The sequence below is a fragment of the Mesorhizobium sp. ES1-6 genome, from assembly GCF_020164775.1.
In the GTDB taxonomy this organism is placed as follows: domain Bacteria; phylum Pseudomonadota; class Alphaproteobacteria; order Rhizobiales; family Rhizobiaceae; genus Mesorhizobium.
Genome location: NZ_JAIUGU010000016.1, coordinates 130,496 through 155,503, shown reverse-complemented (window position 1 = coordinate 155,503; position 25,008 = coordinate 130,496). Strand labels below are relative to the sequence as shown.

Below are 25,008 nucleotides of genomic sequence, written 5' to 3'. Positions count from 1 at the left end.
TTGGGGCCTTCCGCGATCAAAACGCCACAATGCATGGGGCAACATGGCCAAGTCGTTGGCCCACATCGACGGCACAGGATATGCTCGATCTCCAGGAGATAGTCATGGCTGTGCCCGCCGAGATCGAGACAGTAATCCAAGCTCTGGACCAAGGGGGTCCGATCGCTGCGCAGGATATTGAAAATGCGCTGACCAAGGCCAGGGCAGAACTTGGTGAGATTGGTGAGGAGGCTCACAACAGCATCTGGGGCGAGATTGTCGCCTGGTCGCTGATGACCGACGCATGGTCGTCAGAACCTTGGCGATGCTACTTTGGACCGGTCGGGCAGGGGAGAAATGAGGACGGGTCTGCCGCTTATATTCCAGACGTGACCGCGGTTAGCGGCCCGATTTTGGATGGTTGGATCGCTCGCGTCGCTGATTTGAAACATCCCGTGCTCAGGGCACGCTATGCCGATCTCTGCTGGGAGCTCGCTCGGCGGATCGCCGGCAGAAAACCAAGCTTCCATCATGCGCTCGCGGCGATCAACTCCTACCTGGAATCGGTGGAAAGCCATCTCACCGCCGATTTCTATCATCAGATGGCGCAAGTCTTGCGGGCGTTCGACCTGGCGCTTTCCATCAAGAACCTTGAGCTGATCGTCAGGGCCCGCGATATGCTTTTACGTCTCCATGACCGCGCGGTCGCTGGTGAGGGCCTATGGTGGAAGTCGTTTGACCGGCTTATTGGCGAGCGAAACGCCGAATTGACGGATGACCATCGTGCTCGGCTCGTCCAAAGCCTGGAAGCGTTGGCCGAGAGGTACGCCAACAAGAACGATCCACAGGTCTTTAGCCCGTTCCAGCTCGATGACATTACCCGCCGCTTGGTGACCTATTATCGCCGGAAGGGCAGCCGAGCGGACGTGCATCGCTTGAGCGAGTCGCTGGGGCGAGCGTTCGAGCACGCCGCTTCGCTGGGCAACGCCATGCAGTCGTCGTCGAGTCTTCAGTCTGCCGAGAACGCTTACCTTGACGCGGGGCTCGCTGACGACGCCAAAAGGGCCAGGATAGGTCGTGCAGCCGCTATCCGGCAGTCCCAGGCGGAAATGCAGGAATATTCATTCTCGAGCACCATTACGTTCGACGACATGGACGCCTTCCTGGCTGGCCTAGTCGTTGACGATCCGCACACCACCTTTGTGCGAATAGCGGACCACTTCCTATGGCGCACTGCTGAACTTGAGAAATGGGTCAGGGACCTGGCCGAGCATGCGCCTGTGATGTCGATGATCTCGATGCAGATCATGACGGGCGACCACGTGGCTGCCCACATCGGCGGCGTTGAGGACGATTTGGACGGCCGTGTTTGCCATCAGGCAGTTCAAGACATCCAGTACCGCGCGATATTTCTGCAGGAAGCTCTCACCAGAGCGATCGAGAAGCATAACCTGAACCCCCACCACTTCACGACATGGGCAGGTCGCACCGATCTGTTTGATGATCTGACCTTCGTGCTCGAGGGTGTCGGCGCCTGGTTCGCCGGCGATTATGTGAAAGCGATCTTTGTGCTCACCCCGCAGGTTGAAACGGCGTTGCGCAAGCTCACTGGCAACCTGGGTGAAGCTGTCACACGCAAACACCCGACGATGCAGGACCGAGAGGTGGCCATCGGCATGGGAGAGATCCTGGGGAATGCAAAGGTGAAGGAGGCGCTGGGGCCCGACCTGCTTCTTTTCTTCAAGGTTCTGTTCTCCGATCCCCGAGGGCTAAACTTGAGGAACTCGGTCGCGCACGGACTGCTCGAACGAGGGCTGGTCAACTCCGTCGTCGGGGATCGCCTCATCCATACGCTACTGGTCCTGGGACTGTGGTCGGACATCGCCCGCTACCGAAACAAGAAGGAAGAGGCGTCGTCGATTGAAGAAGCACCAGCGAAATGAATCGGTGTTGCGTCAATGCTCTCTATGGTGATGAGGGACGAGCTAAGAGCCGCTGGAGCAGGCCGCTTATGATGACCAGTGCCTTCTCACCGAGAGAGTTCCTTCGATGCCGCCAAGCGGTTCTGGTACATTTCTCCACTCTCATGGCTTCTCGGGTTGATCTGGCGTTCCCCGACGACATGGGACAGGCGATGACCTTGACGGGTGTGCCTCTGTCGTTCTCGACCATCCAAGTTGGCGACACAACCCCTCAGATGCAGGGACGTGGCGGTGCTGAGGGTAGCGTCGGCATGTTGGTCGATATTGGGCCCGGAACCCTGATTCACTCGGTATCTTCGGGCGATAGCGGAAGCAGTCTGCTGGGCCCACTTGAGCTTCCGCCGACTGAGCAAAACTGCATCGACTCGATCGACAAGCGAGCAACCAGCAACGAGTGGCACGTTCAGGATTACGTGCCAGTCGGGATATTCGTTCTGCCCCCCATTTGGGTTCGGCAGATATTTGATGTGGATGGTGCCAAGACGCCGGTTGAGGTGCAATTGGACCTTGCTCAGGCAATCGCACCGTTCGGCGCTCGTCGCATCTTCAGCGCCAATACAAAAACATTTCTTGAATACGATCGTGGCACCGGGCAATGGCTAGCCGTTACCTGCGACCAAGCTGGAGCACGACCACCTGCCGGTCGTGATAGGGCTCGATGTCGGGTCCCGGCGAGGTGGTCAGCATTGTAAAGCTCACCGGGTGACTGCCCTGTGCCTCCCGCCACAGCCCTGCAATGGCGAGGAAAGGCGCGCCTGCCAGCGTAAACCGGTGCTTGGTCTTGGGATATTTCTTGCCCGTGAATTCGAAGAAACCTGAGGCCGGTATCAGGCACCTGCCGCTCTTGGAGAAATCGCGGCCCTCAGAGCGAAAATTGAAGACTGGGCCGCCTTTGGGCCCATTGGGCGCAAAGCTGAAGTTCATCGGCACCATCTCGATCCCGTTGCCGGCGGCGCGCATCACTGGCGCCATATCGTTGATCCGCACCAGATCGGATTGCGGCAGGTCGAGCTCGGTCTGCTGCGTCGGAATCCCGAGTTCGAGATCCTGCATCATCTGGCTGTATTCGACCCAGCGGACGTGTTGTTCGTAAGCGTTGCACATGAGCAGAATGATAGTGCACGGACGAAGCATTTTCGAGGGGTGGGGCGTCCTCGCTGAAACCGGGCTGTCGGCCAGCCGAAGCCCCGCTATGCGATCTTCGTCCTTCGGGCATTCATCCTTGACATAGGCGCCGTGATCTTCGGACCCGTCCCGAATTTCGACTTAGTCATCGAGAGCGTCCAACGGCAGGAAACCCCTGTTGACTTGGCCATGAACCTGACATCTTGCCTCTCGCGTGTTCGCCATTTGTGCTCCTACAGTCGCATAATTGGCAGTCTGGAATTTGCCAAGTAGGCGTCGCACGAGCCTTTTCTGACATCCAGTCTGAGCATGCGGCGAACCGCATTTTGGCGCGCAATCCCCGCGGGGCCATTCACCGCTTCAAAGCAGGCATCATGGATAACCACGCTTAAGATCGTTGCTGTGCACTATAAGCCAGGCACACGGCGAATGATGGCCAGCACAGCCATCAAGCTACAGGCAGTTGCGCCAATAGGGTATCCCTTAGCAGAATGAAGGCTTCGGCTTGTGGTATATTACCGCAGCACCCCACGAGGTAATTCACGGATATTTGTCCACTGCCCTTGTTCCAAGTATCAGCCGAAGCTCATAACACCGTTGGCTTACCTGCAGGTTCCTTTCAGCTCGCCTGCCTGGCGGAGGGTGTTACGTGGCGCGGCTTTTGGTCGTTGAGGATGAGCGCGTTCTGGCGCGGCATATCCATGTCACGCTGGAGCGGGCGGGCTATGCGGTCGACATCGTCGATAGCATAACCGACGGTATGCATGCTCTCGGCGCGGCCGCCTTTGATCTATTGGTTCTCGACAGGCAATTGCCGGATGGTGACGGCTTGCTGTTACTGGACTTTGCCCGACAAACCAAACTGGCCATTCCAGTGCTGTTCTTGACGGCGCGATCGAGCCTCGCCGACCGCATCGGGGCGCTCAACCGGGGGGCGGACGACTATCTTTGCAAACCTTTCGAAGGCGCCGAACTTGTTGCGCGTGTGGCTGCGCTGCTGCGTCGCCCGCGCGAGGTAGTCGCCTCGACGGTTGAGGCCGGAAACATCGTCCTCGACAAGGCGACGCATTCGGCGTCGGTCGGCGGCAAACCGCTGATGATTGCGCGAAGGGAAAGCATGCTTCTCGAGCAACTGGTCTGCCGCTCCGGCCAGGTCGTCACCCGGGAAATTCTGGACGCCAAGCTTTTCGGCTTCGGCGACAGTGCCTCGCCTAATGCGATAGAGGCGAGCGTCTACCGGCTGCGTACCGCACTCGGCAACCTGGGGGCGGACCGGCAGATACACACTGTCCGCGGCATCGGGTATTGCCTTGCGCCTTAGCGAGCGCCTGTTTGGCTCGATCGGGTTTCGCCTGAGCCTGCAGCTCTCGCTGCTGTTCGTACTCTTCGCGGCGGCTTGCGCCTTGCTGATCGGCTATCAGTTGTCCAACATCGACGAGACGGCGAGGTCGCTTCGTCTGCAGCGCCAGGCGGGTGAAATTAGTCAAGCCTTCCGCCTTGGTGATGGAACAAGCCCTGCCGTACACTTGCCCGCGGATCGCATGGCTCCTTATCAGGGCGATGCACCGACTTTCTTATACGCACTGCGTGATGGAGCCGGCAATATCATCATGACTTCCTCGGCGGCTATGCAGAACAGGCTCGGGCTGCAGTTTATCCGCCAGCTGCCCTTTGGCGAAACCGACACGGAAGGCAGGGATGGGCTCAACAACGCCTTCTACTTCCTGGTGCGGCCGCTGAGTGCGAAGGGTGAGAACCTGGTTCTGATCGTCGGGCAGCATTCCTCGCCGATAGACGCGCTGCTGCGTGACGTGGAGTGGCGGTTGCTGACCGGGACACTGCTCGCGGCCATCCCGATCTGCCTTATTGTGTTCGGGGCGAGCCTGGCCATCGTCCGTTCCGGCTTCGCGCCGGTGCGAAGGCTATCGCAGGCAACCGACAGGATCGGACCAGGCGATCCAGAGGCGCGTATCGCGGAGGCCTACCTGCCGGTGGAGTTGCGCGGCCTCGCCGAGGCTGCGAATGCGGCGGCGGGCCGGCTGCAGCAGGCCATTACCAGCCAGCGCCGGTTCACCGCGGATACGGCGCATCAGCTTCTGACGCCATTGGCGCTACTGTCTGCCCGGATCGAGCAAAGCGCGGTGCCCCACCCGGATCCCGGTCTGCGCGGCGACATCATGCGCATGCAGAACCTCGTCAGACAATTGCTCAACCTGTCGCGGCTTGCCGCAGTGCCGCTGCCTCAGGAAAAAGTAGATCTCAGGACAGTTGCCAAGGATGTCGTCGCAGCCATGGCTCCCCTCGCCATCGCGGAAGGCAAGAGCCTCTCCTACGAGGCGTCCGAAGCACCTTGCCTGACGACGGGGGACGCGTCGGCGATCGGCGAGGCGCTTGCCAACGTCATTCGCAACGGTCTCCGCCACACCGCGCTCGGCACCTGTGTCGAAATAGCGGTCGAATTGCCCGCCGTCATCGCTGTCGCCGACAAAGGAGACGGCATAGCCGAGGCCTATCGGCAACGCCTGTTGGAGCCGTTCTTTACAACCGAAGCCGACAAAGGTGGCTCGGGCCTCGGCCTGGCTATTGTCGACGAGATCATGCGCCAGCATGGCGGCGCCGTGGAGGTGGAAAATCGTCTGGAAGGCGGCGCCCTGTTCCGCCTGAGGTTCAAAACTGCATAGAAATTTCACGGCAGGCGAGTTCGCCGAGCATCGGTTGACGCTGAACCTACACAATAAAGTTCATGGAAAGATGCGTATCGGCCGAAGTTCGTCAGGTTGCCGTCAGGTTCTTTTTGTAGAGTGACAGTGCTAGGACGCACACCGACAATTCTGGCCTCCTTGACTCATGGATTGCAGCATTACCTTGAGACAGCTCACAATGATTGATCCGGCAAAGCGGACGATAATAACCCTGGCTGCGGCTTGCGTAGGGATACTGATTTTTATTCCTTCGTCACCCTCTAACGCAGGAGAGTTCATTATCACCCCCCAATTGACATGTGGAGCGCTGGGAGATTCTGCCGCAAAGCAACAGGAATGGGAAAATGACGCCGCCTTAGGCAAGGCGGCAGCGCTCAACAATCTCGGATTTATGTACGTAATGGGTTGCGGCGTGAAGCAGGACGCCCAGCGCGCAAGGAAGTATTTCGAGCAGGCCGCCGACAAGGGCGACGCGCAAGCAGAGCACAATCTAGGATACCTCTACGACAGAGGCGTTGGCGTGGCTCAGAACAGCGCTCTCGCTTTTGCCTGGTATACCAAGGCAGCCGCCAAGGGATTTGCCCAATCGGAATTGAGCCTGGCCACAATGTATCAGATCGGCCAAGGAATACCAAAGGACCCAGTTAAGGCCGCCGAGCTCCTCCGTCAGGCAGCGGACCAAGGGCTTGCCGCTGCCCAATATCAGCTCGGTGCGGCCTACGATAGTGGCGAAGGCGTTGGGCGAGACTATGCGCAGGCGATGTTGTGGTATCAGAAGGGGGTAGCCCAGAACGATCCCACGGCGCTGGCAGCAATTGGCTATTTGTATGAAACCGGTCGGGGTGTCCCACAGGACTTCACCGCTGCCATGCACTGGTATCGGGCTGCTGCAGCGATAGGCAGTCCTATCGGGGAAAACAATCTAGGCGGACTTTATGAGAACGGGAAAGGCATCGCACCCGATGCCGCACAGGCCGCCATTTGGTACGCGAAGGCAGCGGCGCAAGGACTGCCTCCGGCCAATGTGAATCTTGGTGGCCTCTATGCAAGTGGCCGGGGGGTGTCGCAAGATTATCGGCGCGCTACCGAACTCTTCTCGATTGCAGCTCACAGCGGGGATGCAAGCGGTGAGTTTTATCTCGGGGTGGCCTACTTAACCGGCAAAGGTGTGGGGCAAGACTACGCCCTCGCTCGCTATTGGCTTGAGAAATCGTCAGAGCAGAACAACTCGTTGGCGCAGTATGATTTAGGTATTGTGTACTTAAAAGGGATAGGAATAGAAAAGAATTTTGACAAAGCAATAAATTCGTTTGAGCAGAGTTCCACTAATGGCAACAGCGACGCCCAAACAGAGCTTGGTGTAATATTTGAATATGGCATAGGAGTAAAGCAAGATCGCTCAAAAGCTATGACTTTCTACAAAATGGCCGCAGACTCCGGCAACGAAAAAGCGAAGTCTGCACTTAAGCGCCTTTCCGACTGATTACAAGAAGTTGTTTTCGTTACCACAAGTTCACCGCGACGGAGGAAGTTATGGGAAAGTTTTCATTTGGCGTCGGGGTGGCAGCGGATGCTAACATAGATGGTCTCGGGCCCTCCGCCCAGCAGGAGGTTAACGAAGATGGGACCGAAGGCGAAATCGGAGGAACTGGTCCCGGGATAGAGGCGTCCAGCCCTCCGGGTACTCCACCCACTCCAAGTATAAGCTTGGGTGCAATCGAGGGTGCTGGATTTGAAGTACAAGTTGGTTCGGATGGTAGTGTCAAGGTCTCGCCTGGGGTGGGGTTAGATGAAGGGCTAGGACCCTTGAATATCGGGTTGAAAGCTTATGGTTATGTTCAATATACTCCTGATCTCGATCTCGTTGATACTCCCCATGTATATCGAGAGCCTGACCCGGTTGCAAAGTATCCTGATTGGACATTCGGCACCCCCATAGACAATCCCAACGATCCGAATCTCCCCGACACAGAAGACCCATTTTCGTCGAACTATGACGCCAATAATTTAGGAGGCGCTGCCAACAGCACTGCTGCTGTCGATGGCGCTAACTATGGCTATAGCCCAGGCTACGGCGTCGGCGCGGCCACCCCGGCTGACACTGGTTCCACTCGCTACGATGGTAATTTTAGCGAAGATGATAATGCGGCCGCTGCCGCTGCCGCAGCCAATGCCGCGGCGGTCGACGCCGAAACGAGAGACGCGCTCGACGGTGCGCTCTCCTACTCGGCGCCCGCCGACAGTACGATGGCCGACGCCGGCGACGGAAGTACTGACGACGGCAGTAGCGGCACCGACAGTACCACAGGTAACGACAACGGGGACCCGAACGATGGGCCAGGCAGCGACAATGGTGGTGAAGAGGACGCCCCGATCTTGCTTGACCTGTCTGGCAAGGGGATCAAGCTCACGGAGCTGAACCGCTCAGATACATTCATGGATACGACGGGGTCTGGGCTTTCGCACAGAACAGCCTGGGCTGGGGCGGGGACGGCGGTGCTGTTCTACGATCCGAACAACCTGAACAAGATCGTCGACAAGAACCAGTACATTTTCACGCAGTGGGATCCGACCGCCAAGGACGACATGCAGGCGCTGCGGGATGTCTTCGACAGCAATGGCGACGGGGTGTTCAATGCCTCTGACACCAAGTGGTCGCAGTTCAAGCTGATGGTCACCAATGCCGATGGGAGCACGACGGTGGAGACGCTGGCGCAAGCCGGGATCACGTCGATCAACCTGACCGGGGACACGACCGATATCCAATATGCGGATGGCTCGGCCATCACGAGCGAGACGACGTTTACGAAGAGCGACGGCACGACGGGAACGGTGGCCGCCAGCAGTCTTGCATATGATGCAAGTGGCCATGCGGTCAGTACCAGCACCAATACATCGACGGTGGGTGGCGTCACTACCACGGCGATCACCAATACCGGGACCAATGCCGACGGTTCCGTCGCCTTCGTGGACGTGCAGACGACGGTGGTGAATGGCAGCAGCGTGACCAGAACCACAACCTATGACGACAACGGCGATGGGGTCATAGACCGGAAGCAGGTGATCGCCACGACGGTGGGTGTCTCTGGCAACACAACGGAACTGTGGACCAACTACAATGGCGGCGGTACCAAGCTCTCGGCGGTGCAGACGGTGACGTCGGCCGATGGCAAGACCATTACGATCTCGCGGGATGCAACAGGTGGCGGCTGGTTCGGCCAGTTGGAACTGCAGGCCACGGCTGGCGACGGCTCGCGCACCGATACGATCACCAATCTCAATGCCGATGGCAGCGAAATCAACAAGAGCACGACCAGCTATTCGGCCAACGGCCTGACCAAGACCGTGGCTACCGACATAGACGGCAATGGCACCACCGACCGGACTGTTACAGACAGCCTTGTGGTCAACGGCGACGGCTCGCGCAACGAGACCGTGACCACCACTTCGAATAATGGATCGGACCTGGGGACGGTGTGGACGGCCACAAGTGTGAACGGCAAGTCCCAGACGGTTTCGACCGACTATATGGGAAGCGGTACAGTGGATCGCGTTGTCGACACCGCAATCACAATCAATGCCGATGGAACTTCGACCTCCACACTTCAAAACTATGGTGGCAACGGCAGCTATATCGATGGTCAGACCGTCACCAAGAGCGCCGATGGACTGTCCACCACCACGGTGCAGGACCTCAATGGCACGCATGGCGCGGACCGTACCACCACCGACACGATGACGCTCAATGCCGATAGCAGCCGCGACGAGGTGGTGACTGTCACTTCGCTCAATGGCAGCCTGGTCAGCCAGATCACCACCCATTTGGGCGCCGACCAGATCAGCAAGACAGTCTCCATCGACGGCATGGGCATTGGCCACGCCACGAGCACCGAGACGGTGAGCATCAACGGTACGACCGGCGTCAAGACCGACACGACCTCCAACCTGGCCGCCAATGGCTCGCTGCTCAACCAAAGTGTGGTCACCACCTCGTCGGATGGCTTGTCCAGGACCACGACAACGGATGTGAATGGCGATGGCGCCATCGATACCAAGGTAACCGATGTCACGGTCAAGAACGCCGATGGCAGCGCCACGGAGACCATTGGAAACTATGCCAGCAATGGCACCCTACTGGATCAGACCATCATCACCACCAGCGCCGATGGCCTGACAGTGACCACGGCCACTGATGTCAATGGCGACGGGATGACCGATACCACGGTCAAGGACCAGAAGGTCAACAATGCCGACGGCTCGGTGACAGAAACGGTGACCGAGACCAGCGCCAATGGCAGCCTGCTGCATCAGGCGGTGACGGTGACCTCGGCCGACCGGCGCACGCAAACGATCACCGACTATGGCGTGCATACGGTGAGCGGAACCAATACGGCCTATGTCGATGAGACCGAGTCCATCACCACGGCTTCCAGCGGGACGGTGACGGATCTCACCAGTCGGTTTGCCATCAATGGCAGCCTGGTCAACCGGGTTGAGACGGTGACCTCCGCCAATGGGCTCACAACCACCACCAATATTGACGCGACCGGCCATGGCAATGCCTGGGACAGCACGACAACTGAGACCACGACCTACAATACGGACGGTTCGATCGGGACCGACCAAGCGGCCTGGGCACCCAATGGCACGCTGCTCGATCGTGCCGATACATCTGTGAATGGCACCGGAACGTCGAACAACGCCACCAAGGACGTTAATGGCGATGGCAGCAACGATCTCGATACCAAGAGGTCAGAAACCTATTCGACGAATGGCAGCCTGACCACCACCGTTGGCAACTACAATGGTTCAGGATCGACACTGCTCGACCAAACCCAGACTCTGATCTCCGCGAACGGTCTGAGCAAGACCATTAGCCATGACTTCAATGGCGATGGGACCATCGACCAAACCACGACCTACAATCTGCAGTACAATGCCAATGGCAGCACCACCGAGACTGTCACGGACTACACCGGAATGAGTTCCGGCACGGTGCGCGATGTTAGCACCACCACCGCCAATGTCCTGGTGTCCGGCGTCGGCCGGCAAACCACGACGACCTTGCAGTCCAAGGGCTCGGTGCCGTTCTATTCCACCGACACTGTGACCCCTTTGGCCACCGGCGAGGTCGACGAGATCGTGCAGATTTATGCCTCACAGGGTGGCGCCCTGCTGCGGCAGGCCAAGCAAGCGGTAAGCGGCAACGATCTGACCACCACGCTCTATACCGATGTGAACGGGGATGGCACCTGGGACTTCTGGAAGACCGACACCAAGACCATCGATGCCGATGGCAGCGCCACGGACACGGCTTCACTGACTAACGCCGGTGGCCTGGTCTCGGAGAAAGCCACGACCGTCTCCGGCAATGGTCTTTCAACCACCACGTCCTATGACCAGAATGGCGCGGTCAGCGGGGGTGCCGCGGTGTTCAACAAGGTCGTCACCGATGTGACAGCCGTCAATGCCGATGGCAGCGAGACGGAAACCGTTACCGCCAAGGCCCAGAACGGATCGACCGAGACCCAGTCCGTCACCACCACCAGCGCCGACCGCCTTACGGTGACCACCAACCGCTATCTCGATGAAACGGGAACGATCACCCATCTGGACCAGTCCGATGTCGACCAGACCAATGCCGATGGCTCGCTTACCGAAACCTTGACCAGTTGGGGAACCACTGCCGTGCTCCTCAGCACGATCGTGACGGCGACCACCGCCAATGGTCTGGCCAGCACCATGACCTACAAGAACGGGTCAGGGACGGTCACCGATACCCAAAGCACCACCAAGACCCTCAACACCGATGGCAGCGCGACCACAGTCTTCAGCGACAATGATGTGGTGGTTTCGGGCACGACGCTCGCTACATCCCGCACCACGAATGTGAGCGGCAATGGTCTCACATCCACCACGTCCCTGACGCTCAGCGGCCGCTTGAACTCAGCCATGGCCGCAAGCACCACCGCCTCGGAGACCAGCAGCACGGTGATTGCGGCCACCGGTACTGAAACCACCACCGATGCCGATACGGTGGGTGGCACGGCAGCTGACACCGAGACCATCACGGTCTCCGGTAATGGTCTTTCCACCACCACGTCGCTGCAGCAGCAGGGCGCGGCCAGCGCCCTCTATACAGACCAGAAGACCATCAATCTCGACGGCTCCACCACCGAGACCGAGACCTATTACGACCAAAGCGCGCTTAGCGTGATCCTGGCGCAAACCACCACCAATGTGAGCTGGGACGGGCGCACTACCACGACGACGACCAAGAGCGCCTATGATGGGTCCGGGCAGACCATCACCGCCGATGCTGCCGATCTGGGGGAAGGGGATTCTCCTCCGGCCACCTATACGCCCAGCTTTGCCACACCCTACAATCTCACAACGGATGTCTATGTTCGAAATGCCGACGGCACGACGACCGAGACCAGGAGCGGTACTGGTGCGTTTGGGGCTCCTGCTTACGAACAGACCTTCAATTGGTCGACCACGGCCGATGCCGGACAACTGCTCGCAATCACCGACCAGGACGCGCGTGGCCTGACGGTCAGCCAGAGTGCGCAGGAGGTGTCGGCCGCGGGCTTGAATACTGGCTTTGCCTTCGACACGACCGGGCTTGAATCGAAATCGACACTGACCACGGCAGCCTCGGATATCAAATCCGGATCCAGCCTGCCGGGCTCCATGCTGGCCACCGACATTATAGGTTCCGCCGCCACAGTGCTCAATGTCGATGGCAGCCAGACCACCACGACACAAAGCGCTTTCGGCAACAGCTTCAGCAATCTTCGCCAGAAGATCCTCACGACGGTCAGCGCCAATGGGCTGGTGACCGTCAAGCAGGTCGACAATGATGGGAATGGCGTCGTCGAACAGGTTGACACCACAACTGTCAACCCGGATGGCTCCTCCACCACGGTTGACAACTACTACAGCAATACCACGGGGCCGGGCGGAGCGGTCACCGGCAGCAATACTTACACCCGCAGCGCCAATGGCCTGATCACGACCCTGGTCGCCTCGACCGGCATAACCGATACCACGGCGGGCTTTGCCAATGCCTATGGCAGCTATCAATGGTCGCGCAGTGTGACGGCGGGCAGTGTGGCCGCCAGCAACGGTTCGGCCTCCGGTTGGTCAACCCACAGCATTGACGCCAACGGCATGGACACCTGGACGATAAATGATGGCCTGGGCGATGCTCAGAAAACCATCACCATCTCGGTGGGACTTGAAAACCAATATATCGCCCAGGCGAACGAATTGTACCGCGTGATGATGGGTCACGCGATGGACGATTCTGAAACCCAATACCTATCGGAATACATCACCAACGGCGTCTTCAACGAAGAACAACTGGCCTATAAAATCTACCTCGACTCACCAGAATATCACGCGAACTTCGCTTTATGGCAAACCTATCAGGGCATAGCCGGCTATATGAACAGCCCTATTCCATTCTATGAAAACGCTTTCGGTCGACTGCCAACGGCAGAAGAAATGGCCAATACGGGGTATTATATCGCGCAAGAAAACTCCCAAGGCGTTCAAGGCATTTCTGACGATTGGGCACAAGCCGCCGTGCAGGTGGCTCAGTATGCGGCGGACTACGATTTCAACACTAGTCGCACCGCCACGGATCCCAATGTCAGCCTGCTCTTTGCCGGTGCGGGTACCAGTGCGACCTCACCCAACTGGATCAGTCCCGGTTCAAGCTCGATCCAGGTCGGAACCGCCGGCACTTATTCCTATTCGCATGACTTCATTGTCGACATGAACGCGACGTCTGGTAACGCGGTGGCGATGACGATCAATGGCAGCGACGATCTCGTCCAGATACAGGGAGAGGGCGGCAGCGTCACCATAAACGGCTTCAACGATTCGGTGGAAGTCATGGGATACACGGTAACGGTGACGGCCTCAAATGCCGATGTTCTGCTTGATTACAACAGCATCGCTACGGTGACCGGCAATTATGACCAGATCGCCCAAGCCGGGCCGTCGAAACTGACGCTTAATGTGGGCTCCACGAACGACGTCATCGCTATTGGTGCTGGACCGTCGGGCTTTGGGGACTATCCAAACAGCGATACTTATTCGACCACCATCGCCTCGAATGCTTCCATCACGCTCGCGGCCGGCGCCGCGGACGTGCTGACCGGTTCGGGCAACCAGATATCGCTCGCCAACAGCGACACGTTGACGGCTTCAAGCAATACGATTGCCATTGCGGCGGGTACCACCGTGACGCTCACCGGCAGCAGCGACACGATCAATGTCAGCAGCGGCTCGGTCATCAACTTCGGAGCGAGTTCAACCGACACTTTGTCGACCACGGGTCTTACGCTCAATCTGACGAACGGCGATGTGATCACGGCGAACTCAGAAGCGATCGGTGTCGCCGCATCCGCCACAGTGACGGTGACCGGGTCTGGCAACACCATCACCCTCGCGAATGGCGCCAAGCTGACGGCTTCAAACGATGCAGTTTCAGCTGCTGCCGCGGCGTCGGTAACGGTGACCGGGAATGGCGACACGATTACCGGCGGCAGCGCCGCGGTCATTAATCTCGGTGCCAGTTCGACCGCTACGGTCGCAACGACGGGCTTGACCGTGAAGTTGGCGGCGGGCGACAGTCTGGCGGCGTCAAGTGACACCGTCAGCGTTGCAGCAAGTGCCACTGTTACCATTACCGGCAACAGCGATACGATCACGGGTGGCAGCGGCACGGTGATCAATCTTGGCGCCAATTCGACGGATACGGTGTCCACCACCGGTCTGACTGTGAAGCTGGTCGGAGGCGACAGCCTGACAGCGTCTTCCGACACTATCAATGTTGCCGCCGCAGCCTCCGCAACGGTTACCGGCAACAGCAACACCATCACTGGCGGCTCCGGCTCGGTCATCAATTTCGGAGCCAGTTCGACCGACACCGTCTCGACGACAGGGCTCGCCCTCAATCTCGCCAACAGCGATACGATTACCGCGAGTTCCGACACCGTGGGCGTGGCGAACGGATCGACGGACAAAGTCACCGGCAATTCGAACGTGTTCAACGTGGGCTCCAGTGACATCCTGACGCTGTCCGGCACATCCGAAACTGTTCAATATGGCACTGTTACGGGCGCGGACACGCTGAGCGGTTTCGCCTCCAGTGACATCATCCAGCTCTCTCATCTCGACTTTGCCAACTGGACGGCATTGCAGGCCGCAATGACTCAATCGGGTTCCAACACAGTGATCAGGCTCGATGCCAGCGACACGATCACTTTGACAGGAGTGACCAAGACAAATCTGACCTCGAGCGAGTTTCGCTTCGCCTAGATCTCAGACGGATAGGGGATTGGAGCGACTATGAGGGTCGGTTTGGCACGGGAACAGAGCTGTTCCTCCCCTGCAGGGTTGCGCGCGTGGGCGACATCCCGGCGCGGGCTGGTCTTCATTTCAGTTTGATCTGTTCAAGGCGGGTTTGATCCTGTGAAGCATGCTGACGCGCCCGAGCCTGGTACTGCTTTCGATATTGGCTTGGCCAATCTCTGCTTGATCGCAGGTTACTACCGCATCCCTGCCGATCAGAGCCAGCTGCGCCACCAATTGGCACTCTCGGTTCCTTCTGAGCCTGAGGATCTGATCCGCGGCGCCAAGCTGCTGGGTCTGAGGGCCCGGACTGTGAAACTGGCCAGGGCGGAGCGCCTAGGAGCCATTCCGTTGCCCGCCGTGCTGTTCCTCAAGGACGGAGGCAGCGCGGTATTGGCGGCTGCTTCGGAAAAAGGAAAAGTGCGGCTGGTCGATCCATTGCGCCGTTCGGCCCATGAGGCAGAACTCGAGGAGGCATTTGAGCTTTCCACAGGCAAGGCGCTTCTGGTCACCCGCAGACTGGGAGGTGCTGGCAGCGATCCCGACCATTTCGGGTTCTTCTGGTTTTTGCCGTCGCTGTGGCGCTACCGCAAAGCTCTGACGCAAGTCTTCACCGCCTCGCTCTTCATCCAGTTCTTCGCGCTGATCACGCCCCTATTCTTCCAGCTAGTGGTCGACAAGGTACTGGTACACAAGGGGGTTTCCACCTTGACAATGCTAGTGGTTGGCCTTCTCACTTTGGGACTATTTGAATCTATCCTGCAATTCCTTCGAAGCTATACCCTCAATCATACGACTAACCGCATCGACGTCGAGTTGGGACGGCGGCTGTTCCACCATCTGTTTCGCCTGCCAGTTGGCTATTTTGAAACACGACCCGCCGGCCAAACGGTAGCGCGAATGCGCGAACTGGAAACTATCCGAAGCTTCCTGACGGGGCAGGGGCTGACGGCGGCGCTGGATTTCTTGTTCACCCTCGTCTTCGTCGCCGTTCTCTTTGTCTATTCCAGCACTTTGACGTTCGTCATTCTCGCTTCCGTCCCGGTCTACCTCCTCATTGCCCTGCTGCTACGACCGCTTCTGCGGCGTCAGATCGATGAGAAATTCAACAGGGGGGCAAGATCCCAGCAGTTCCTGGTCGAATCGATCGTTGGCGCCCAGACGCTGAAGGCGGCCAGCGTGGAACCGATGATGCAGGCGCAATGGGAGGAGCGCCTTGCCTCTTATGTCAGCACCTCGTTCGATGCGACCGTGACAGGTTCTCTGGGCCAAGGGCTGATCCAATATGTGAGCAAGGCGGTCAATGCGCTGATCCTGTTCCTTGGCGCTAGCGAAGTGATGTCTGGCAACATGTCGGTGGGTGAGCTCATTGCTTTCAATATGATCGCGGGCCAGGTGGTTCAACCCGTGTTGCGGCTTTCGCAATTGTGGCAGGACTTCCAACAGGTCCAGGTGTCGGTGGCAAGATTGGGGGACATTCTCAATGCCCCACCCGAGCCCAGCCCGCAGAGTGTGCTGACGCTCCCGCCCATTCGCGGCCACATCGAGTTCCGAAATGTCACTATGCGCTACCGTCCCGATGCGCCGGATGTTTTGCGTAGCATCACACTTGGCATTGCAGCCGGTGAAGTAGTCGGGGTTGTCGGCCTTTCAGGCTCCGGAAAATCCACACTGTCCAAGATGGTTCAGCGTCTCTACAGCCCGGCTAGTGGGCAGATTCTCCTGGACGGCGTCGATATTGCTCAGCTCGATCCTGGCTGGCTGCGTCGGCAGATCGGTGTGGTGTTGCAAGAGAATGTCCTCTTCAACCGCACCATTCATGAGAATATTGCGCTCAGCGATCCTGCGATGCCGCGTGCCCAGGTAATACAGGCGGCGTGTCTTGCAGGCGCGGACGAGTTTATCGCCCAGCTGCCCCAAGGCTATGACACAATGATCGAAGAGAGAGGTGCTAATCTCTCTGGAGGGCAGAGGCAGCGCATAGCGATTGCCCGGGCCCTTTCCACGAATCCGAGGATATTGATCCTGGACGAGGCCACGTCGGCTCTCGATTACGAGAGCGAGCGCATAATTCAGGACAATATGCGGGCCATCGCGCAAGGGAGGACGGTGCTGATCATCGCCCATCGCCTAGCGGCCTTGCGACCCTGCAACCGAATTGTCGGCATGGCCAAAGGCGAGCTCATAGAGAGCGGCACGCATAGCCAGCTCCTGAGCAACCCAAAGGGGCTGTATGCGGGGCTCTGGGCGCTGCAAATAGAGCAGGCAAGACCAGCATGAAGCGCAATCTGGTATCGGGGGCCAAGGAGAGGACCGGTCAGACGCACCAGTCAGGGCAAATCAGGGGGCGTGACCTGCAGTTCCTGCCGGCTGCTTTGGAGATTCTGGAGACACCGACGCCGCCAGTGGCAACCACCTTCATGATGACCATCTGTGCCTTTGCGGCGGCAGCCATTCTCTGGTCCTTCATCGGCCATCTCGATGTAGATGCGGTTGCCCCAGGCAAAATTGAGGCTTTGGGACATGCCAAGGTCGTTGAAGCTATCGATCCGGGCAAGCTTGCTTTCATCCATGTGGAGCCTGGATCAAATGTTCATTCCGGTGATCTTCTTGTGGAATTCGACCCCGCTGAGAGCCGGGCAGAACTCGACGCGGCGCAAAGCGAACTCTACGCAGCCCAGGCTGAGATAGTCCGCAGGCGCTTCGCCATCGGACAGGTTCAGGGATTGGCGGTGAAGTTGCAGGCTGATTCGGACCAAACGGCGCCCGCCGCTGCTTTGGTTCCAATCATTCAAACCTCAGCAGATGTGGGATGGACGGCCCCTATTCCATCGGAGACCCGTCAACGGGAGCAGGCTGTGCTTCAAGCCGATTTTGCGGTTTTGGCCTCGACATTGGAAAGTCTCGACAAGCAGTCAATGGGCAGACACGCCAGCCTGACACGCCTGCATATGAGTATCGCCCATGAGAATGACCTGATTGAAACCCTTTCGCAGGCCGCCGCAATGCGCCAAGAGTCTGTGGTTAGGGAGGTCGATAGCAAGATCAATCTTTATGATGCCCAAGCGGAGCTGGAGAAATCTCAATCACAACTGGCTTCCGACACAGGCCAGCTGGCAGAAGGACAGGCGGCGCTTGACGAGACTTCCAGTGACAAGCGCAAGGCGGTGGAACAATTCCTAGCCGATTATGCCGGCAAGTTGGCTGACGCCGAGAAGCACGGCGATGACGAAGCCCAGGCCGTCAACAAAGCCGAAGCGCAGTTGGCGCACACAAGACTTACCGCGCCGGTCGACGGGATCGTTCAAGATCTCGCCGCCACCACAATCGGCCAAGTCTTTACCACCGGCCAGCAGATCATGACGATAGCCCCCGCCAAACCCAGCCTCCAGGTGGAGGCCTTGGTTCCCAACACCGACATCGGATTCCTGAAACTTGGCCAGGGCGCTGTTATCAAGGTAGATGCATTCCCGTTTACCCGCTTCGGCACAGTCCGCGGTCATATCGTCCGGATCGCTGCGGGAGCCGTTGAAGAACAGGAGGCCAAGCGGCAGTTGGCCGACGCCGTCGCAGCGGCCAATGAGGCCACATCTTCCGCCGGTGTATCGCCTGGGTCGGCCCCAAGCTTTGTGTTCCCCATCACCATTGCACTGGATCAGAACAGCATTGCCGTCGACGGCGCCGATATCCCGCTCGCCTCCGGCATGAGCGTGGTCGCCGAAGTTCGTACCGGCGAGCGCCGCATCATCGATTATCTGGTCTCGCCTTTGTCTAAAATTTCCAGCGAGGCGTTCAAGGAGAGATGATGTGGCAGCAGCGGCAGCACGCGTCTCCAACTCCTCACCAACACGAGGTCCATTCGATCCGCCAAACGTGAGCCAGAGAAAATACTGACAGTACGTTCTGCCTGCTCCATCGACACCAGCCGGAAAGCTCTATCCCATGAGGTCTAACAAACTTGCTATCCTCCTCACCTTGGCCGGCTTTCTAAGTCTGGGCCTTGCATCTCTTGCGAATGCCGATCCGTGTCCGTGGCGACTGCATATCTATTTCGGCCAAGAGACCACCGGCAGCGCAATGGCGCATAGCGGCCAACAATGCGTATTCCCTGTCTACGCCCATGGCAGTAGCTACTCGAGCCTGAAAATTATTTCCGCTCCTCAACACGGCGTCACTAAGGCCACGAGCCGATCAAGCTTCACTTATCAATCCGAAAGTGGTTACAAGGGCACCGACACCTTTGTTTTCGCCGTTACGGGAAAGAGTGCCGCGCGCTCGGGTACCTCGAAAATCACGATGAACATCAAAGTTGACTAAGCCGCGGTCAACTCCGGTACTTGATTGCGCTGTCAGGTGGTTCATGAAAGGCCCAGTCTTGTGGCGAATCTTTCCGTAAGCGCGCATTTCCGTGCCTTTTCAGTCAGTGCTAGTCTAAATTACGGAACTGCGGAGTGAATGGCAGGCCAATGACGTCAGAAACGTTCAACGCCCTTCTTCGAAAGTCGCATACAAGGGCAGCCTGGAATTGCCAGTAGTTTGTCTCAACCGCCTCTCTGCGCTGCGGTCCCTGCCTCGATTCTTAACTGCTCCATTCGGTGGCGGCAGATTGATTCAATGCGATCTATGAGATCCGAGACGCGTTCTGCAAGCCACTGAAGCGCTTCATCCGTGATTGCGAAGTGCCGCGAATAGCGCGCCTTGACATAGGCCTCATTGAGGATGTTGAACCACGCAACGAAACGCTGTTGCTCACGAGGCCATGCTTCGGCCAGTTCTTGGACCTGATCCTCGGCGAGGCTGCGCAGGAATTTTATGTTGTGAGAGGCGGGGCTGTAGTTCGTCAGCACCAGCAACAATGCCGCATAGGCTTGCTCGATCGACTGATGAAGGAGGAACGCGCTCTCCTTAAGCCTCCCCTTGGTAGCGAAGAATTCCGCACCCTCGGCAAACGTTCTAGCCTGAGGAAGACGCTCCGCAACATAGTCCCCTGCCAGCCGAAAAGCCTCCGCAGGGCCTGAAGGCACGGGATTGGCGAGAGGCTCTTCGTCGAGCTCGTAAAGGACAATCCCGTCCCGACGGATATCGACAAAGAAATACTGCCCTTCGCGCAGTGCGGTGTTTACCTCGCGGCGTGAGTGCACGATGAAGCTTACCGGAGTGTCGATCTCTCGCATCAACCGGTCGGCTGCTGCCTGCCAGTAGCTGGCGAAATCGGTAAGCTTTCGATTGTTGACCACCACCAGGAGATCGAAATCTGAACGGTAGCCTTTCTTGGTATGCGGCTCGTCGACCCAGTCGCCACGGGCGTAGGACCCGAAGAGGATGATCTTCAGGATGCGGCCGCGCTTCTTGAAATCGGCCGTTCCGCCTTTTAGCGCGTCTTCGAGCTCCTCAAGAAGGACCTCGACAGTCCTGGTCAGCTCACGCTGCTTTGGCGGTGGGAGATGATCGATGCTGGATTTCATAAACAAGGGTCGGCTGCCTACTACATATGCATAGCCGGGGAAAGCTACGAATCCCCATAATGATCCACCGGATCATGTGAAGCAACGCTAATGTCATTTTTGTATTGTGATGATTTTGTTGCGCCTATGTGAAGAGCATTGCAACGCGCAAATTCTGCAATGGACGATCCCGTTTTTCCTGGCCCGGGCGACTTTCATCCGCGCTCCGTTCTCGTGGTCCCCGACGAAGCCCAGAACTGCCTCGACTTGGCCGCCGGCGACAAGCCGCCGTGCTATGGCCATAGTCGGCGATAAGTCCGTTGCGGTACCAGTAGATGGCCTCCTCTGCGGCGCCGGTGCATTCCGTTGCGGCTGAAATCACTTTCACCACCTCGCGCATCCGACCCTGCAGTCGATCCAATGACGGGCTACGGAGCGTGTTGCGGTGAACATCTGTCAATCGCGCCAGGTTGGTCAATTTTACCCCCAGCGCCTGCGATAGGTGCTTCGAGGCGATATGGGGCGTGCCGGGTTCCTGCAAGCTATAGATGAAACCTGAGAGCTCTTTCGATTGCGCGAGCCGTGCGTGGGTCACGACAAATCTCCGAATGTTCTCCTAGGCACGACATATCCATATTTCAGTTCATAGCAAGTGGACAGCGCTAACACCTTGTAGGGCATTCAACGCCTACCCATTATTGAATTGATGGTACCGGGCGCAACGCGCCGCATGTCGTCGGTAGAAGTCCGCCTGTCTAGCCAGCGTCTCGTGATGTTCGACTGCCGGCGGCCAGACGTGACAGGCTGCCCATTGAAGTTATCAGGACGAATGCCGTGCGGCACACCTTGCCGGGGGCGGTCTGCCCCGCGTCCCGCCTGCGTCGGCGCTATGCTGACGCTCCTTAGGCCGCCCTGTTAAACCGGTCTCGGCGTCACGAACCGGCCCGACGATGAAATGACAATGTCCGTGCGGCGGACATTTCATCGTCTGCGCTTTGTACGCCCTCAGTTGCTTGGGCCGCTGCGCGGCGCAGCCGACACCGATGGAGACCTCCTGGGAGGAATGCGACGCGTTGAGATCTTAAAAGTTGCTGAAGGCGGCCGGGATTTGTGTCGGGCCAAGATAGCGTGGTTTGGTGAATCCAATACAGTATTCTATATCACAACTTTCTGGTGATCATTATGCTATATCGTTCGATTGACAGAGACTGAGGAGGTCGGTAGATATAATATCCTGATCACTTTGCCCTTTTGATCCGGATTCTACATCATGGCCTACCAGAGCGAAAACCTGATCGCGCAAGCGCGCGAAATCCGCGAGGCATCCCGCGTCAGTCAACGCGCGCTCAGCGAGCGGGCTGGGCTGACGCAGAGCCACATTTCCCAAATCGAGAGCGGCAAGATGGAGCCGGGACTGTCGAGCTTCATCGACTTGACCCGCGCGCTTGATCTCGAGGTCATGCTTGTCCCGAAGAAGCTCGTGCCTGCCGTGTTGGGTCTGGTGAAGGCCCAGGCAACGCCCGACATGCATATCCATGCCGGTCAGCCAAACGACAAGCGCTTTGCCCGTGCCGAGCGCTTGGTCAAGAAAATGAAGCACCTTTACGGCAGCTCAGCCGACCTCGATCGCATCGAGGATACGCTTCGGTTTCTGCGGCGGGTGAATCTCAGAGATCAAGAGATGCAGTTGGTGCGCGAGCTGATCGCCCGCCTTGAGCGCTATCAGGCGAGCGCCCAAGCAGCACCTGTTGTGCGTGACATCGCACAGAACCTGCAGCGCCTGCGCAACTCGATCGCCCACCCCGCTCCGTCGGAACCACGACCCGCCTATTCGCTGGATGATGGAGATGCGGATGCCTGATGTCTCGGTTCTGGATGTACGGCTCTACGATGAGTCTATTGGCACGCTGACCCACCTGCAGGGCGATCGGACGATCTTTGCGTTCAACGAAGCCTACGTCGAGAATCCGCATCGACCGACCCTCAGCCTGTCGTTCAAGGATGACCTGGGCGGCCTCATTACCAAAAGTCGACCTACGCAGCGGGTGGTGCCGCCGTTCTTCTCGAACCTTTTGCCGGAGGGCGGCCTGCGCCGCTATCTCGCTGAGCGGGCCGGGGTCAATCAGCAGCGCGAATTCTTCCTGCTCTGGGTGCTGGGGCTCGACCTGCCCGGAGCACTCTCGATCCATCCCGCGGCCGGTGAAGGCCTCCCACCTGGTAATGAGGAGGATCTTCCGAAGAACGCCAAACCCAATGCGCTGCGCTTTTCGCTCGCCGGTGTGCAGCTCAAATTCTCCGCGTTTCAGAACGCAGGGAAGGGCGGCGGCCTGACCATTCCCGCCGAGGGCGTCGGCGGATCGTGGATCGTTAAGCTCCCGTCCCAGCAGTACACCGGCGTTCCGGAAAACGAATTTTCGATGATGACGATCGCCGGAATGATCGGCATGGAGGTGCCCATCATCAACCTGGTCGATCTCGATGCAATCGCCGGCATTCCCGAAGGAGTGGGTGAGTTAAGAGGGCAGGCGCTTGCTATCAGCCGCTTCGACCGATCCGGTGACGGTCCTATCCACACCGAAGATTTCGCGCAGGTGTTCGGGGTCTTCCCGGACGACAAGTACAGGCGTGCAAATTACGCCAACGTCGCGCGCGTGATCGGCACCGAAGCGGGCAATGGTGGCGCGGCCGAGTTCATTCGCCGCCTCGTGTTTAGCGCGCTGATCGGCAATGGCGACATGCACCTCAAGAACTGGTCGCTGATCTATCCGGACCGGCGTTCGGCCGCGCTCTCGCCGGCCTATGACCTGGTGTCGACCATTCCCTATATTAAGGGCGAGGACACGGCTGCGCTTAATTACTCTCGGACCAAGAAGATGGCCAAGCTCGATACCGATGAGCTTCGGCATCTGGCGGCCAAGGCACTTCTGCCAGAAAAGCTTGTCGTCAACACCGCCGCCGAAACCGTCCGACGATTTCGGCAAGTCTGGGAGGCTGAGAAAACGCATCTTCCTCTCGCCGATACCGTCGTGAAGGCAATCGATGCGCACGCTCCGACCGTGCCACTATTTAGCGAACTCGCATGATCAACACACGCCTCGGCACGCCGTCGCCTTGAGAGCATTCGATCTGGGCTTTCTATCGGGTCTCCGAGGGTTTAGGTAAGCCTCTTCTATGTTTTGCGCGTCTGAATGTAGGGTGTGCCGCAGTTTTCAGTCTCGAAGTTGTGCATCGGCGAATGGGTACCGTAAAAATAAAACGCAGCAGCGCGCCGCGCTCAAATTTGGCATCATCTGACGTTTGTCCGGGGACATCGATTTGCCTTCCCGCCTTGCCGAGGAGCATGGGCCATCATATCTGGACCCCCTCCGTTGCCCAACGCTGTCGGGTTTTGCTAACGAGGCTTTGACCTGGTCGCTGTGGTTTGAACGAACTGGACTTCAACAGAGCTGGCCTGAGCTTCGGTTCCAGCCGGGAGAGCGCCTGCAATGGCATTTCGATTTGTTCATACGGCCGACATCCGTCTCGATTCCCCTTTGCGCTCACTTGCGCTGCGCAATCCGGAGCTTGCCGAGTTCGTCGGGGATGCCAGCCGCCAGGCGTTCACCGCGATCGTGAATGCCTGGAGGAGCGTGTCGACGCTCTCGTTGTTGCCGGCGATCTTTACGATGGTGACCAGACCTCGATGAAGACGGCACGTTTTCTGGCCTCGCAGATGACGCGCCTGCACCAGGCCGGCGTCAGGGTCTACATGATCCGCGGCAACCACGACGCCATGTCGCGAATTGCGAAGCAGCTAGTCTCGCCAGACACGGCGACCATCTTTGGCGGTCGCTGCCAATCCGTGATCCAGCCTGGCGCTGGAATGGACGTCGCGTTCCATGGGTTGAGCTTCGCCAGTCCGAAGGCGCCCGAAAGCCTGCTGCCCCCGGCCCACGGGAGGGAGCTGTCAACATCGGCATCGTGCACACGAGCCTGGCCGGCTCCCCAGGCCATGACGTCTACGCACGCGAGCACGCTCGTTATGCCAGGGATTCCTCAGGGGAGAGATATCAACGAAGCCGGCGAGAAGTCGGTCACGCTGGTGACCATTCGCGATGAGCGCTCTGTCGAGATTGAGGAGAGGCTCACTAGTGTCGCGCAGTTCGAGCGCGTGAGCGTCGACTTGACCGGGGCGTTGGGAATGGAGCGAGGCCATCGCCCGCATCCGATCAGGGCTTGATCAATGTTGGTTGTCGCCGAAGCCGAACCAGATCCCGCTACCTTGTTGCCCTGGAGCTTGATCTTTCGACTCCCGCTGTCGGAGACTCGGGAAATGTTGCCGATCCAACCTTGGAACTCGCTCAGTCAATGCGGGCCATACGAGCTCGACTTTATCGAACCGACGGCATTTCGGCATCCTCCGGGGCCGTG

The 25,008-nt window shown here is 58.5% G+C and carries 11 protein-coding genes and 3 pseudogenes; 11 read left to right on the top strand and 3 right to left on the bottom strand.

What is annotated here, in order from left to right:
- Positions 1-104: 104 nt before the first annotated feature.
- Positions 105-1,922, top strand: a complete 1,818-nt coding sequence (locus LB564_RS28800) for a DUF4209 domain-containing protein (protein ID WP_224542486.1) — start codon at positions 105-107, stop codon at positions 1,920-1,922.
- A gap of 660 nt (positions 1,923-2,582) precedes the next feature.
- Here the strand turns inward: LB564_RS28800 and LB564_RS28795 are convergent.
- A pseudogene (locus LB564_RS28795) lies at positions 2,583-3,065 on the bottom strand (SOS response-associated peptidase family protein); the annotation flags it as partial.
- A 670-nt stretch (positions 3,066-3,735) separates the two neighbouring features.
- Between LB564_RS28795 and LB564_RS28790 the strand changes: the two are divergent.
- The 7 genes from LB564_RS28790 to LB564_RS28760 all read left to right on the top strand — a co-directional run bounded on the left by LB564_RS28790 (position 3,736) and on the right by LB564_RS28760 (position 19,471).
- Positions 3,736-4,407 carry a response regulator transcription factor gene (locus LB564_RS28790; protein ID WP_140707468.1) on the top strand — a complete coding sequence of 224 codons (672 nt, stop codon included), beginning with the start codon at positions 3,736-3,738 and terminating at the stop codon, positions 4,405-4,407.
- Positions 4,397-5,767, top strand: coding sequence for a sensor histidine kinase (locus LB564_RS28785; protein WP_140707470.1), 1,371 nt, complete (start codon positions 4,397-4,399; stop codon positions 5,765-5,767). Before LB564_RS28790 ends, LB564_RS28785 begins: the two co-directional genes overlap by 11 nt.
- A gap of 199 nt (positions 5,768-5,966) precedes the next feature.
- Positions 5,967-7,271: a tetratricopeptide repeat protein gene (locus LB564_RS28780; protein WP_181173741.1), complete on the top strand. Its 1,305-nt coding sequence runs from the start codon at positions 5,967-5,969 to the stop codon at positions 7,269-7,271.
- A gap of 323 nt (positions 7,272-7,594) precedes the next feature.
- Complete coding sequence (locus tag LB564_RS28775; protein WP_224542485.1) at positions 7,595-15,121, top strand: beta strand repeat-containing protein; 7,527 nt, start codon at positions 7,595-7,597, stop codon at positions 15,119-15,121.
- A gap of 153 nt (positions 15,122-15,274) precedes the next feature.
- The gene (locus LB564_RS28770; RefSeq protein ID WP_140707476.1) at positions 15,275-17,434 is read left to right on the top strand and encodes a type I secretion system permease/ATPase; all 2,160 of its coding nucleotides are present in this window, start codon (positions 15,275-15,277) and stop codon (positions 17,432-17,434) included.
- Complete coding sequence (locus tag LB564_RS28765) at positions 17,431-18,960, top strand: HlyD family type I secretion periplasmic adaptor subunit (RefSeq protein WP_140707478.1); 1,530 nt, start codon at positions 17,431-17,433, stop codon at positions 18,958-18,960. The genes LB564_RS28770 and LB564_RS28765 overlap by 4 nt, the downstream gene beginning before the upstream one ends.
- A gap of 136 nt (positions 18,961-19,096) precedes the next feature.
- Positions 19,097-19,471, top strand: a complete 375-nt coding sequence (locus LB564_RS28760; RefSeq protein WP_140707480.1) for an Ig-like domain-containing protein — start codon at positions 19,097-19,099, stop codon at positions 19,469-19,471.
- 224 nt (positions 19,472-19,695) lie between these two features.
- On the opposite strand, the gene LB564_RS28755 is transcribed toward LB564_RS28760, so the two are convergent.
- Positions 19,696-20,619, bottom strand: coding sequence for a nucleotidyltransferase and HEPN domain-containing protein (locus LB564_RS28755; RefSeq protein WP_140707866.1), 924 nt, complete (start codon positions 20,617-20,619; stop codon positions 19,696-19,698).
- A 198-nt stretch (positions 20,620-20,817) separates the two neighbouring features.
- Positions 20,818-21,193, bottom strand: a pseudogene (locus LB564_RS28750) (hypothetical protein); the annotation flags it as partial.
- A gap of 675 nt (positions 21,194-21,868) precedes the next feature.
- Here LB564_RS28750 and LB564_RS28745 point away from each other — a divergent pair.
- The 3 genes and pseudogenes from LB564_RS28745 to LB564_RS28735 form a co-directional block, all read left to right on the top strand.
- Positions 21,869-22,459 carry a helix-turn-helix domain-containing protein gene (locus tag LB564_RS28745; protein WP_140707481.1) on the top strand — a complete coding sequence of 197 codons (591 nt, stop codon included), beginning with the start codon at positions 21,869-21,871 and terminating at the stop codon, positions 22,457-22,459.
- On the top strand, positions 22,452-23,681 hold the full coding sequence (locus LB564_RS28740; RefSeq protein WP_140707482.1) for a type II toxin-antitoxin system HipA family toxin: 1,230 nt from the start codon (positions 22,452-22,454) through the stop codon (positions 23,679-23,681). Before LB564_RS28745 ends, LB564_RS28740 begins: the two co-directional genes overlap by 8 nt.
- A 402-nt stretch (positions 23,682-24,083) precedes the next feature.
- Positions 24,084-24,769: pseudogene (locus tag LB564_RS28735) on the top strand (metallophosphoesterase family protein); the annotation flags it as partial.
- Between the last annotated feature and the right edge of the window lie 239 nt (positions 24,770-25,008).